Source organism: Bacteroides sp. 3_1_13, from assembly GCF_001185845.1.
Taxonomy (GTDB): domain Bacteria; phylum Bacteroidota; class Bacteroidia; order Bacteroidales; family Bacteroidaceae; genus Bacteroides; species Bacteroides xylanisolvens.
Genome location: NZ_KQ236955.1, coordinates 1,730,377 through 1,744,674 on the forward strand (window position 1 = coordinate 1,730,377; position 14,298 = coordinate 1,744,674).

7 protein-coding genes and 1 pseudogene are annotated in these 14,298 nt (G+C 42.5%); all 8 read left to right on the plus strand.

The features are described from left to right. Position 1: 1 nt before the first annotated feature. The 8 genes and pseudogenes from HMPREF9009_RS06165 to HMPREF9009_RS06200 all read left to right on the plus strand — a co-directional run bounded on the left by HMPREF9009_RS06165 (position 2) and on the right by HMPREF9009_RS06200 (position 14,282). On the plus strand, positions 2-2,836 hold the full coding sequence (locus tag HMPREF9009_RS06165; protein ID WP_049701721.1) for a SusC/RagA family TonB-linked outer membrane protein: 2,835 nt from the start codon (positions 2-4) through the stop codon (positions 2,834-2,836). A 33-nt stretch (positions 2,837-2,869) separates the two neighbouring features. Then, on the plus strand, positions 2,870-4,657 hold the full coding sequence (locus HMPREF9009_RS06170) for a RagB/SusD family nutrient uptake outer membrane protein (RefSeq protein ID WP_008024359.1): 1,788 nt from the start codon (positions 2,870-2,872) through the stop codon (positions 4,655-4,657). Between the two features lie 26 nt (positions 4,658-4,683). After that, on the plus strand, positions 4,684-5,742 hold the full coding sequence (locus tag HMPREF9009_RS06175) for a DUF5627 domain-containing protein (protein WP_008024360.1): 1,059 nt from the start codon (positions 4,684-4,686) through the stop codon (positions 5,740-5,742). A gap of 19 nt (positions 5,743-5,761) precedes the next feature. After that, positions 5,762-7,960, plus strand: a complete 2,199-nt coding sequence (locus HMPREF9009_RS06180; protein WP_004324537.1) for an endo-1,4-beta-xylanase — start codon at positions 5,762-5,764, stop codon at positions 7,958-7,960. 127 nt (positions 7,961-8,087) lie between these two features. Beyond that, a pseudogene (locus HMPREF9009_RS06185) lies at positions 8,088-9,401 on the plus strand (glycoside hydrolase family 5 protein); the annotation flags it as partial. A gap of 33 nt (positions 9,402-9,434) precedes the next feature. Next, a complete protein-coding gene (locus HMPREF9009_RS06190) occupies positions 9,435-11,351 on the plus strand; it encodes a sialate O-acetylesterase (protein ID WP_049701723.1) in 1,917 nt (638 codons plus the stop codon). 7 nt (positions 11,352-11,358) lie between these two features. Continuing rightward, complete coding sequence (locus HMPREF9009_RS06195) at positions 11,359-12,747, plus strand: glycoside hydrolase family 43 protein (protein ID WP_049701724.1); 1,389 nt, start codon at positions 11,359-11,361, stop codon at positions 12,745-12,747. Positions 12,748-12,848: 101 nt separating this feature from the next. Further along, on the plus strand, positions 12,849-14,282 hold the full coding sequence (locus HMPREF9009_RS06200; RefSeq protein ID WP_049701725.1) for an ATP-binding protein: 1,434 nt from the start codon (positions 12,849-12,851) through the stop codon (positions 14,280-14,282). The last annotated feature ends 16 nt before the right edge of the window (positions 14,283-14,298 follow it).

A 14,298-nucleotide genomic window follows, 5' to 3' on the forward strand; every position in this document is an offset into this window, starting at 1 on the left:
AATGAAACATATATATAGAAGATTCATTCTCAGTGCAGTGCTTGTTTTTCCGGTTGTTATTTCTGCCGGTGCACAAGAGTTGGCAGGGGATAATGCAAGTTCGCTGCAAAACGATTCGTTGGTGCAGGTGGCTTTCCGAAAGGTTTCTCAGAACAATTTATTAGGAGGTGCCTCAGTAGTAAATGTAGAGGAATTGACGAAGAAAAATTACAATACATGGAGCTTGACCGATATGCAGGGATATGTCGGTGGTTATAATGGTAACTCATTGTGGGGAATGGATGAAAAGCTGATATTGGTGGACGGGGTACCTCGCAATATTGATTATATTTCTCCTACGGAAATCAGCCAAATAACCTTTTTGAAAGGTGCGCAAGCTGTGGTGCTCTATGGAAGTCGTGCGGCTAAAGGAGTAATTATGATTACAACTAAAAGAGGTAAGAGTACGGATCTTCAAGTAGATGTACGCGCCAATACAGGGTTTTATGTCGCAAAGAGTTACCCCGAATATTTAGGTTCGGCCGAATACATGACTCTTTATAATGAAGCACGTGCCAATGACGGGCTCGGTGCTCTCTATAGTGCGGAGGATATTTACCATTATGGATCCGGTGAGAATCCTTATCGTTATGCTAATGTGAATATGTATTCGTCGGACTATATCAAGAAGGCATATAATCGTTCGGATGTTACAGCCGAAATTTCGGGTGGCAATCATCGTGCCCATTTTTATACGAATATAAATTATCTTCGTTCCAATGACGTTTTCAAAATCGGTGAAGCGAAGCATAATGGGACCAATGGTTTAAATATTCGCGGTAACGTAGATTTGACATTGAATGACTTTATTACAGCTTATGTGAATGCTAAAGTATCTTTCTATTCACGTCGTAGTGCCAATGGGTCTTATTATTGGAGTGCGGCATCTACATTGCGTCCCAATCGTATTTCTCCGTTGATTCCGTTGAGTTATATTGATGCAAATGCAGCCAGTGCATGGGATTTGGTGGCGAATAGCAATAATATAGTTGATGGAAAATACTTTTTGGCAGGAACACAATCTGATATGACAAATGTATTTGGCGATTATTATGCTTCAGGTTATAGCAAAGCAACAGATCGTTCGTTCCAGTTTGATGCGGGAGTGAACATTGGTTTGGACAAGGTGTTGAAAGGACTCTCTTTTCATACTCGGTTTTCTGTAGATTACTCTACTGCTTATATTACTTCTTATAATAACAGCTATGCCACATATGCGCCTACCTGGTCTAATAATGGCGGGAAAGATATTATTGTCGGTTTGACAAAATACAATGAGGACAAGAAGTCCGGTGTGCAGAATATCAGCGGCAGTTCGGATAACCAGACTGTTTTATTCTCCGGCCAGTTCGATTACGAAAACACTTTTAATGATGATCATCATTTGGCTGCCATGTTAATAGCCTCTGGTTATCAACAAAGTTATTCAGGAGAATATCATAAGACAAGCAATGTAAATTTGGGCATGCAGTTGGGATATAACTTCCGCAATAAATATTATGCCGATTTTGGTGGGGCTGTTATACATTCTGCAAAGTTGGCTCCGGGACATCGTAATGCTTTCTCACCTTCTTTGACATTGGGCTGGAAATTATCAAACGAGAGCTTTCTGGAAAATTCTCCGGTAGTGGACGAACTGATGTTGAGTGTGTCCGGTAGTATCTTGAATACGGATTTGGGAATTGACAACTATTATATGTATGATGGTTATTACAACCAGTCGGACGGTGCATGGTGGGGATGGCGCGAGAGTGTATCCCTACACTCTACTAACTCCAAACAAGGGGCGAATGAAGACTTGAGCTTTATCAAGCGTAAAGAGCTTTCAGTTAATCTGAAAACTTCTTTATGGAACCGGATGATAACAGCGGATGCATCTTTCTTTGTTAATTCAATCGAAGGTAAAATCGTGACTTCTACTACTCAGTATCCGGAGTATTTCTTCACTTATTATCCGACTGCTTCGTTTCGTCCGTACATCAACTACGATAATGACCGTCGCATGGGATTTGATTTCAACGTAAACTACAACAAACGTTTCGGCAAGGTTGATTTTACAGCGGGCGTTACCGGAACTTACTATACAACGAAAGCTACCAAGCGGGATGAATTGTATCAGGATAAATACCAATACCGTAAAGGATATGCTGTTGACGGTATTTGGGGATTACAGTGCATCGGATTCTTCAAGGATGAGCAGGACATCATCGATTCTCCAGAACAGCGTCTTGGCGGTACAATAAGACCGGGTGATTTGAAGTATGTAGATCAGAATAATGACGGTATAATTGATGATAAAGATCAGGTTTATCTGGCTCGTGGAGGTTGGTATGGAGCTCCCTTGGCGTTGGGTATAAACTTGACTGCTAAATGGAAAGGATTAACTTTCTTTGTATTGGGTACAGGTGAGTTTGGCGGACATGCCATGAAAAACAACGAGTCTTATTATTGGATATCCGGTGAAGATAAATACTCGGCAGTAGTCCGGGGGCGTTGGACTCCGGAAACGGCAGCAACAGCTACTTATCCGCGTCTGACTACAGAAAGTGGAACTAATAACTTTTATTCTTCCGACTTCTGGATGTATAAGACGGATGCTTTCCGTTTGGCAAAAATACAGGTCACGTATGACCTGCCTTCCAAGTGGTTTAAGAATAGTTTTGTTCATGGAGTATCCGCATATATCAGCGGTTCTGATTTGCTCACAATATCCAAGGAACGCAAGGCGCTGGAATTGAATGTTGGCTCCAGCCCGCAATGCCGCTTCTATAATTTAGGTGTGACTGCAACTTTCTAATACAGATTATTTCAATAATTAAAGAACGAAATTATGAAAAATATATTCAAATTATTGGCTTTCTTACCTCTGCTGACTGCTTGTGACGATTTGTTTGAACCGGCACTAGAGAACAACAGAGATCTTGAGGCTATGTATAAAGAACCGAGCTATGCGCAGGGTATACTTGCGAACGCTTATATTATACTTCCTTACGAAACTTCACCTACAAGTGACTTGGCTACGGATGATGCTGTGACTAATGAGATTTCCAGTAACTATCTGCGAATGGCTACAGGTTCCTGGACTGCCAATAATAATCCGGTTTCCCAGTGGCAGAATCGTTTCAATGCTATCCAGTATATCAATCTTTTTTTGGAGAATGTAGATAAGGTAGAATGGGCAAAAGATGAACGTATCTCTACCATGTTTCTTGATCGTTTGAAAGGAGAGGCTTATGGGTTGCGTGCACTGCATATGTATTATTTGTTACGTGCACATGGTGGCAAGATTGCGGACGGCACATTGATGGGAGTACCTATTATTTTGAAATCGGAAGGACCGGATGCGGATTTTAATCATGCTCGTGCCACTTATTCCGATTGCGTGAAGCAAATAATGGAAGATGCTGATAAGGCTATCGAATTATTGCCGCTCGATTATAAGAAATTTGCAGATAGTGAGATACCGGAAAAATATAAAAACATCGGTGTGACGAATGCGAGTGATTATCGGCGTGTTTGTGGTGAAGAATATAGAGGGTTGATGAGCGGACGGATTGCATTGGCAGTCCGTGCACAAACGGCTCTGTTAGCTGCCAGTCCGGCATTCCAAAGCGGGTCGGGAATGACTTGGGAACAAGCTGCCGATTATGCTGCTGAAATTATAGAGAAAGCTAACGGTGGCGGCGGCTGCGGGCTGGATGCAGATGGATTGGAGTGGTATACACTTGCGGATAAAGATTATGGAACGGGCGGCAGTCCCGCCGAGGTTATTTGGCGTAGTAGTACAGATGATAATAATACATTGGAAACAGCTAACTTCCCTCCATCACTTTACGGAAACGGTCGTGTCAATCCTACCCAGAATTTGGTGGATGCCTTTCCTATGGCGAACGGTTACCCTATTTCTGAAACATCAGGCAATTACGATGCAGAAAACCCGTATGATAACCGTGATCCGCGTTTGGCAAAATACATCGTTTACAATGGTAGCAAGCAAGGTCCTAGTGATACGGAAATTATTACAGGAACTTACGGAACGAATACAGACGTTGTGAATAAGGAAAGCGGAAGGTCTACTCGTACAGGTTATTACTTGCGGAAACTATTGCGTAAAGAGTGTAACCCTAATTCACAGTATAATACAAAGAAGAAGCATTATACCGCACGTATCCGTTATACAGAGATGTTTCTGATTTATGCGGAGGCGGCTAATGAGGCTTGGGGACCACAGAATAATCATGGACATCTTTTTAGTGCTTATGATGTAATCAAAGCCATTCGTACGCGTGCCGGTTTAGGTATCGATAATGGAGATGCTTATTTGGAGAGCATAAAGGATAATAAAGACAAGATGCGTGAACTAATCCGTAATGAACGCCGTATCGAACTTTGTTTTGAGAATTTCCGTTTTTGGGATTTACGTCGCTGGAATGTTGATTTGACCAAACTGAATGAAACTGCTCTTGGGGTGGAAATAAGCAAGAATGGTTCTGTAATGAACTACTCTCCGCTTACGGTAGAGAAAAGAAAGTATGAGGAGTATATGATTTACGGGCCAATACCTTTTGCTGAAGTAATGAAGTGGAGCAATCTGGAACAGAATGTCGGTTGGAAATAATTGTAAAATAATAAATAATGAAGCATATGAAATTAATTAAATTAATATTTGCCATGTCAGTTGGAGTCTTTGTTTCATGGACGATGACATCCTGTGAAAATCAAGATAATGAATTTCCTGATTATGAGGGCGGCACTTCAGTCTATTTTGCAACCCAGTATCCGGTGAGAACGTTGGTTATGGGTGAAGATGAGTATGATACGACGCTGGACAATGCTCATAAATGTAAGATTAATGCTACTATGGGCGGTGTTTATGCTAATAAGAAGGATATCACGATAGATATTGAAGTAGACAATACATTATGTGATAACCTTTATTATTCGTATACTTCTGCATCTGAAAATGTGCCGGTAAAAGCTATGCCTTCCAACTACTATACATTATCTGATGATAAGATCACTCTGAAGAATGTATTGATGGATGGTGTGGAAGTCTCATTTACTGATGCTTTTTTTGCTGATCCCGAAGCATTGACCGCTACCTATGTTATACCTTTGGTAATGACAGGTGTGACTAATGCTGACCGTATTTTGAATGGTACTTTGTCCGAAGGGGCAGAAGCCGTCAGATGTAATTCGTCAGTGTGGTTGGTGCAACCACAGGATTATGTACTTTATTGTGTGAAATACATCAATAAATGGACTGGTAAGTATCTGCGTCATGGCGTGGACAAAGTGACAGAAAACGGGACAACTACCGAGAATGATCGCCATAACGAGTATGTAGAAGATGATGAAATATGTCAGACTGTAACAAAATCTTTGACTGAAACCATTCTTACAGTTACTACCAATTTAGGGACAACAGACAATCCGCGTAATATCAGTTATAAGTTGCTGCTGGTTTTTAATGGCGATGAATGTGTGGTTTCCGGGTTGGACGGCGTTACGGCTACTGGTACTGGTAAGTTTGTTCAAGACGGTGAGAAGAATAGTTGGGGTAATAAAGACCGTGATGCCATTTATTTGAAGTATACTGTGGATTTCAGTAATGGATTAAAGCTTGAAACAGAAGATACACTGGTTGCGCATAGTCGTGGCGTGGCAAGAGAAGATTTTACGCCGATCTATGTGAAGAATTAATCGTTAAATCTAGAAGAATATGAAATACTATAATAGAATTTTACTGCTTGCTATGGTTGCCGGAATAACTGTATCTTGTGCAGATGCGCTTTTTGCGGACTACAAGACAGAGAAACCGGAGAGTCTGAAAAAGTATGAGTACTTGAACGAATATGGTGATTTGAAAACATATATTGACCGTATCTCCCATCCCGACTTCAAGTTGGGAACGGGGGTCACGGTGAGTGATTTCTTGAAGCAAGATTTGGTTTATACTTTGACTGTCAACAACTATGACGACGTGACGGCTGGTAATGCCATGAAATATAGCTCCTGTGTAGATGCCAAAGGAAATATGGATTTCGGCACAGTCAAGAAGTTTGTGAAAACTGCAAAAGAAACAGGAATTAGTATTTATGGGCATACGCTCTGTTGGCATTCACAGCAGCAAAATGCTTATTTGAATGGGCTGATTGCGGATAAAGAACCGGAACCGGTTCCTGGTAGTTCAGAAATCGCACTTCATATAAAAACCTCGAAACCTCAAGCGAATGTATGGGATTGGGAATTGTATTATGATTTGGATGAAGCATTAATAGCAAATCAAGAATATACTATAAGTGTGCGGATGAAGGCTTCTTCGGCTATAACCTTTCCGTTCTGGCCGGGGAAGAAAGATGGGACTGACACTCAATATGGTGCAGGGACCTTTTCAGCGGGTGAGCAATGGTCAACTAACACATTCACGTTTACGCCTTCTGCTGATATCGATAGGTTACGGTTCTGTTTCGGTTTGTTTGGCGGTGATTTGTATTTTGATGATTTAACATTGACTGCCTCGGGCTCTGATAGAAATTTGATTATGAACTCTACTTTCGAAGAAAGCAAAGATCTGTCCCGATGGAGTAAAGCGAGTTGGATTGATTTTGCTTATGGGATAGAGGAGGTCCAGGAAAGTGGATCCGTGTTAACTAATGTATATATATTAGAGGATGACTTTTCAAGCGGAACAGCTATGATGGGTTGGGGAAATAACTCGACTCGGCAGGTGATTGACGGAGTACATCAAATGACAAATCCGTCGGAAGTAAATTCTTGGGAGGCACAGGCTGGCTATGATTTTTCAGCTCCTTTGACAGAAGGGACTACCTATTTCTTAAAGATGAAGATTAAAGGCAGTGTAGCAGGTAGTATTGGAGCGGTCTTTCAAAAACCGGACGGATTTGCCGGGCGTGGTGACTTCCCTTCCATACCAATTACAACAGAATGGGAAGAGGTTACTGTATTTACCAACTGCACGGGAGATGCGGCTACTCGTATTCTTTTTAATTATGGGAAGTATGCCGGTACCATCTATATTGATGATTTGTCTATATATTGGCAGAAGTCGGGTAATACGATTCCTCTGACTCCTGAAGAGAAAGAAGAAATCCTCACGAACGAACTGGAACGTTGGATTAAAGGTATGTTGGAATCTTGCGGTGGTTATGTTAAGGCATGGGATGTCGTGAATGAACCTATTTCCGGAAAAGATTCGGATGGGGATGGCTATTACGATCTTCAGTCAGCTTCTCAAACAGATGATAATGGTGTTTCCGGTGAAAACTTCTATTGGCAGGATTATTTGGGTGATGATTACGCCCGTATTCCGATTAAGTTTGCGCGTAAGTATTTTGCGGAGTCCGGTGGTAACCCTGATGAGTTGAAGCTTTTTATTAACGACTATAATCTGGAATCCGACTGGGATCAGAATAAGAAGTTAAAGAGCTTGATACATTGGATCGAACGTTGGGAGTCTGACGGGGAAACAAAGGTGGACGGTATCGGTACTCAAATGCATGTGTCTTACTATATGAATCCTGCTACTCAGGCTAGTAAGGAAAACGCCATTATCAATATGTTTACCCTGTTAGCTTCTACCGGTAAGCTCATAAAGATCACAGAATTGGATATGGGTATTGTCGATGCAGCTGGTGAAACGATACTGACAGAGAATCTGACAGACGAAATGCAGCAGAATATGTCTGATTTCTATCAGTTCATTATTGAGAAATATTTTGAGATTATTCCGGTGGCACAGCAATATGGCATCACTCATTGGAGCCCGACAGACAGCCCTTCTGAAAACTCCTTCTGGAGAAAAGGACAGCCAATTGGTCTGTGGGATTTGAATTACAACCGCAAACCTGTCTATGTCGGTTTCCTTGAAGGTTTGAGAAATGGTACTGCCAGTAAATAAATGAGATAGAAAACTATCATGTAGTTTATGCTGATTTAGATTAGGCACGCTCGTCCGGATAGCGGAGTCTCTCGATAGAGCTCCGCTATTATTTTAAATAGATGTAATTAAATAGATTGATGAAATTATGAAAAGAATAATAGGTATATTAACTTTGTCTTGTCTGTTGTTTTCTGCTTGTGGCAAGGATGAAATTCCGCAAGAGGAAAACGAAAAAAAAACAGAAGAAACAACACCCGGTGATGATACCGGCGGTGATGAATCGGATGATGATCCTGATTCTCCGAAGCTGGTTGTTCCTTTACATGTAGAGGGACGTTATCTGAAAAATGAACAAGGGAAAATTGTCAACTTGCATGGATTTACGCAGACTTATAGTCCTTATTTTAATAACAACGCATGGAGTAATTATGATGTAAGCAGTTGTCTTAGCTATAACAAAAGTATGGTGGATAAAATACTGGCTGCCGGATGGAAATTTAACTTTGTACGTCTGCACATGGATCCTTATTGGAGTGATGATACTACGTTGCCTTATGTGCGTTATGAAGGACATGAACGTTTCTCGGAAACACGTTTCAAGAAGTACCTGAAAGAGTTATTTGTCCCAATGGCGGAATATTTTATTTCTAAAGGGATGTATGTGGTGATGCGCCCGCCGGGAGTTTGTCCACATGCAGGTGATACTGAAGATAACAGGTATCTAGGTATAGAGTTGGGAGATTCTTATCAGGAGTTTCTGCTGAAAGTATGGGACATTGTATCGCAGAATGCTGTTGTGAAGAATAATCCCGGGATTATGTTCGAGTTGGCTAATGAACCCGTTCATATAAAAGGTACAGACGGTAAATATGGTGGTGACGGTGATGCTTGCTTCATCAATATGCAAAAGTATTTTCAGGCGATTGTTGATAAAATACGTGGAAATGCTTGTAACAATATCATTTGGGTACCCGGATTGGGCTGGCAATCTCAGTATAGTGGCTATAAAGACCATCGTATCGAAGGAGGAAATATTGGTTTTGCCGTACACTGTTATCCGGGCTGGTATGGAAGTGATGCCGAACAGGACAGTGGTGAAGGAAATGGCTCCTCTACAGGAGGGGGATATGAACCTTTCCAACGTGGTTGGGACAAGCAAGTAGGTCCGGTAGCTAGTTTTGCTCCTGTCATGGTGACTGAGATAGACTGGGCACCGAAGAAATATGATGCAACATGGGGGAAAAGTATTACGGGAGTGGCGAAAGGCGAAGGTTTTGGAGCTAATTTCAAATACATAGCCGATCAATCCGGCAACGTTTCCTGGCTGTTCTTTACTACAAAGTCTCATGAATTGGCTGCTTTTAAGGATGTAGCGGGTGAACCGGGAAACTATACTTTTTTGAATGATCCAGAAGCGTGCCCGTGGGCTATTTATCACTGGTTTAAAGAGTATGCCGAAATGGATGAATAATAATATCAGTTTTGTTACAAGATGAAGAAGATTATATTATTAAGTTGTTTGTTATGTGCAGGCATATTTGCCTTTGCACAAGACCCTAATTTCCATATTTACCTTTGTCTGGGACAATCCAATATGGAAGGAAATGCAAAGATTGAGGCCCAGGATACATGCAATGTCAATGAACGCTTTCTGATGATGGCGGCTGTTGATTGTCCGTCTTTGGGACGCGTCAAAGGACAGTGGTATAAGGCTGTTCCTCCGTTGGTACGTTGCCATACAGGGTTAACACCGGCCGATTATTTCGGACGTACGTTAGTGGAAAGGCTGCCTGATAATATTAAGGTAGGTGTCATCAATGTAGCTGTAGGTGGTTGCAGGATTGAACTGTTTGATGAGGAGAATTGCGAAGAGCATATTGCCTCTCAACCGGAATGGCTGAAAAATACCGCGAAAGCGTATGGTAATAATCCTTACCGTAGACTAAAAGAATTGGCTGTAGAAGCACAGAAAGCCGGTGTGATTAAAGGTATCCTCTTGCATCAAGGCGAGTCTAATACCGGTGATAAAGAGTGGCCTCAAAAAGTAAAGAGAGTCTATGAGAATCTGTTGAGGGATTTGAATCTTCAGGCAAAGGATGTTCCCTTACTGGCAGGAGAAGTGGTACATGCCGACCAGAATGGCAGATGTGCAAGCATGAATGAGATAATCAATACGCTACCGCAAGCGATTCCGACTGCGTACGTGATTCCTTCTTCGGGCTGTTCTGCCGCAGAAGATAATTTGCATTTCACGGCAGAAGGATACAGGAAATTGGGAGTGCGGTATGCCGAGAAACGACTCCTTTTGTTGGAGAAGGAACCAAACTCCGGGATTACTACCGAACCGGCATCCACTAATATTCCGGGATATGACTATCCCCGGGTGGATAAAGAGGGGCGTGCTCATTTTCGTTTCTATGCTCCGCAGGCTACCAAGCTACAAGTGGATTGTTGCGGAAAGAAGTATGATATGTGGAAAGATGCCGGAGGACTCTGGACGGCAACGACCAACCCTCTGCCTGTAGGATTCCATTATTATTTCTTGATAGCAGACGGAGTGTCGGTAACAGATCCTTCCAGCTACACGTTCTTCGGTTGTTGCCGTGTGGCAAGTGGTATCGAAATCCCTGAAGGTGAAGAGGGGGATTATTATCGTCCTCAACAAGTACCTCACGGGCAAGTTCGTTCCTGTACGTATTACTCCGAAATGCAGAAAGAGTTCCGTCGGTGTATGGTATATACGCCGGCAGAGTATGAAACTCATCCGAAGAAGCGCTATCCGGTATTGTATCTGCAACATGGCATGGGTGAAGATGAAACCGGCTGGAGTACGCAGGGAAAGATGAATCATATTATGGACAACTTGATTGCATCCGGTCAGTGTGTGCCGATGCTCGTGGTGATGGATAGCGGTGATGTGGAAGCTCCGTTCCGGCCGCGTCCGGGAAAAGATGTGAACGAGGAGCGGGCTTTGTATGGCGCCACCTTTTATGACGTTATTCTGAAAGACCTGATTCCTATGATAGACCGGACATTCCGTACGAAAACCGACCGCGAACACCGTGCTATGGCAGGACTCTCGTGGGGAGGACATCAGACTTTCAATACGGTTCTGCCTCATCTCGATAAGTTTTCTTATATCGGAAGTTTCAGCGGGGCGATTTTTGGTCTGGATATGAAGACTTGTTTTAACGGAGTGTTTGCGGATGCGGACAAATTCAATAAGAAAGTGAATTATTTCTTTCTCGGCTGTGGCACGGAGGAACAAATGGGAACAAAGAAGATGGTGGATTCACTCCGGAAACTGGGTATCGAGGTTGATTATTATGAATCGCAAGGCACAGCGCATGAATGGCTCACGTGGAGACGTTGCCTGAAAGAATTTGTACCACATTTATTTAAACACTGAAAATAGCATGAAAATGAAATCTACATTTATTGCAGCCACATTGTTGCTCGTTTTGGTTATGACCGAAGGAGGACTGTCGGCACAAAACCCGATTGTGCAAACTTGCTTTACTACAGACCCGGCCCCTATGGTGCACGACGGCACCTTGTATGTGTATACGGGACACGATGAAGACAAAGCGGATTTTTTCTGGATGCAGGAATGGCGTGTATATTCTACCAAAGATATGGTGAACTGGACCGATCACGGCTCTCCTCTTGCCATCGAATCATTCGACTGGGCGGACGACCGTGCCTGGGCAGCACAGTGCATCGAACGTAATGGTAAGTTTTATTGGTATGTCTGCCTGCATTCCAAACTTTCCAATACGATGGCAATCGGTGTGGCGGTAGGCGATTCGCCTGTCGGTCCTTTTAAAGATGCCATCGGCAAACCGCTTCATGACGGGAGCTGGGACTATATTGATCCTACGGTCTTCATTGATGATGACGGTCGTGCTTATCTGTATTGGGGAAATCCGAATATCTATTATGCAGAACTGAATGACGACATGATTTCCTTGAAAGGTGAAGTGGGCAAACTGGAACAAACTGTTGAGAGCTTTGGTGCACCCAATCCGGAAAAGCGTGTCAAAGGTGTTAAGTATAAAGATACTTATACAGAAGGTCCATGGCTTCATAAACGGGAAGGAAAATACTATCTTCTTTATGCTGCCGGAGGTGTACCCGAACATATTGCCTATTCCATGAGTGACGGACCTCTTGGCCCGTGGAAGTATATGGGAGAAATCATGCCTTTACAAGATACGGGTTCGTTTACTAACCATTGTGGAGTGATAGACTATAAAGGCAATTCTTATTTCTTCTATCATACGGGTAAGCTGCCGGGTGGTGGAGGCTTCGGGCGAAGTGCGGCGGTGGAGCAATTTAAGTATAACGCTGACGGCACTTTCCCGATTATTAATGCTACCCGGGAAGGGGTGTCACCGGTAGGTACGCTCAATCCTTACGAAAGGGTGGAAGCTGAAACAATCGCTTTTTCTGAAGGTGTGAAGTCCGAACCAAATGTGAAAACCGGTATATATATATCTGAAATTCATAATGGAGATTATATAAAGGTACGTGAAGTGGATTTCGGCAATAAATCCCCCAAACGGTTCACTGCTACCGTTGCCAGTGCCCTTCGTGGCGGGACACTTGAAGTACGTACAGACAGTATAAGCGGACCATTAATTGCGGAACTGACTATTCCTTCAACGGGAGGTTGGGAATGCTGGAAAACATTGCAGGCTGATATTGTAAAACCGGTCACAGGAATACAAGATATTTATTTTGTATTCAAAGGACGTAAAGGCTGCAAACTGTTTAACTTCGACTGGTATAGGTTTAGTAAATAATTACTCTCAAGCTTTGTGAATAAACGAAAGATTCATCATGGTCTTTCGTTTATTTATGTACTTTTGTATATGAATACACTTTTCGGTATTCATATTGATTTATGACACATGATGATATTATAAAAATAACGCAAACGGCGGAAAGTGCTGTATTGGAATTTAAGGAAACGACCGGTCAATTAGAACGTGGTATGGAGACTCTCTGCGCATTCCTTAATGCACGAGGAGGGACTGTGCTATTCGGTGTAAGTGATAGCGGTAGAATCAAAGGACAAGATATAAGCGACAAAACCAAGCGCGACATAGTTGAAGCTATCCGGCGGATTGAACCGACAGCGCCTATTGAAATTTCTTATGTTTCTGTTCTCAATACCGATAAATTCGTCGTGGCTCTCAAGGCTGAAGAACTGTCTTATTTACGCCCTTTTACATATAAAAGCCGGGCATATCAACGCATAGAAAGCGTAACTACTGCTATGCCGCAGGAAATGTACAATCAATTGTTGATGCAGCGTGGCGGTGCTTATTGTTGGGAAGCGATGACCAACGTGAACCTGAAAATCGAAAATCTTGATGAAAACGCCATAATGGGTGCAGTAAGAGCCGGCATTCGGAGCGGGCGCTTGCCTGAAGCTACTATACGTGAAGAAATTCCTGCTATCCTCGAAAAGTTCAACTTACTGTATGACGGGAAGTTGAATAATGCCGCCGTCGTGCTTTTTGGAAATAAATTTTATGACTATCCACAATGTCTGTTGAGGTTGGCTCGCTTCAAAGGAACAGGTAAAGAAGAGTTCATTGACAATCAGCGCGTACAAGGTAATATTTATAAGCTACTGGATGCCGCTATGGCTTTCTTCTTCAAACATCTTTCTATTTCTGGCAAAATCGAAGGGCTTTATCGGGAAGAAGAATTAAGTATTCCTTATAAGGCATTGAGAGAGAGTTGTATTAATGCTTTTTGTCATAGAGCATACGGCCATCCGGGTAGTTCGGTCGGAATCGCTATCTATGATGATCGAGTAGAGATTGAAAATACAGGAACTTTTCCTGCTGATGTGACATTGGAGAATTTGTTAAAAGAACATCATTCCAAACCTCAAAATCCGCTTATTGCTAATGTATTGTATAAAAGTGAGATTTTGGAAAGCTGGGGACGGGGTATTGGACTCATGATGAGTGAATGTCGTCGTGTCGGTATTCCTGAACCGGAATTTCATACTGATGGAAGTTTTGTATGGGTGGTGTTCAGATATGAAGAAGAGAACACCAATAAGCATCCGACAAGCATCCGACAAGCACCCGACAAGTACCCGACAAGCACCCGACAAGTAAAGACTCTTGTCGAGTTGATTGGTGAAGATATGTTTTCTGTAAAGGAACTGATGGGATTAATGCAATTGAAAGACCGAGAGAACTTCTTGAACAATTACCTTAATCCGGCAATAGAAGCTGGTCTGGTTGCACCATTGTATCCGGAAAATCCCAAACACCCTAAACAGAAATATCACTTGACGGAAAAAGGAAAAGAATAGTCGGAATAATATAGGT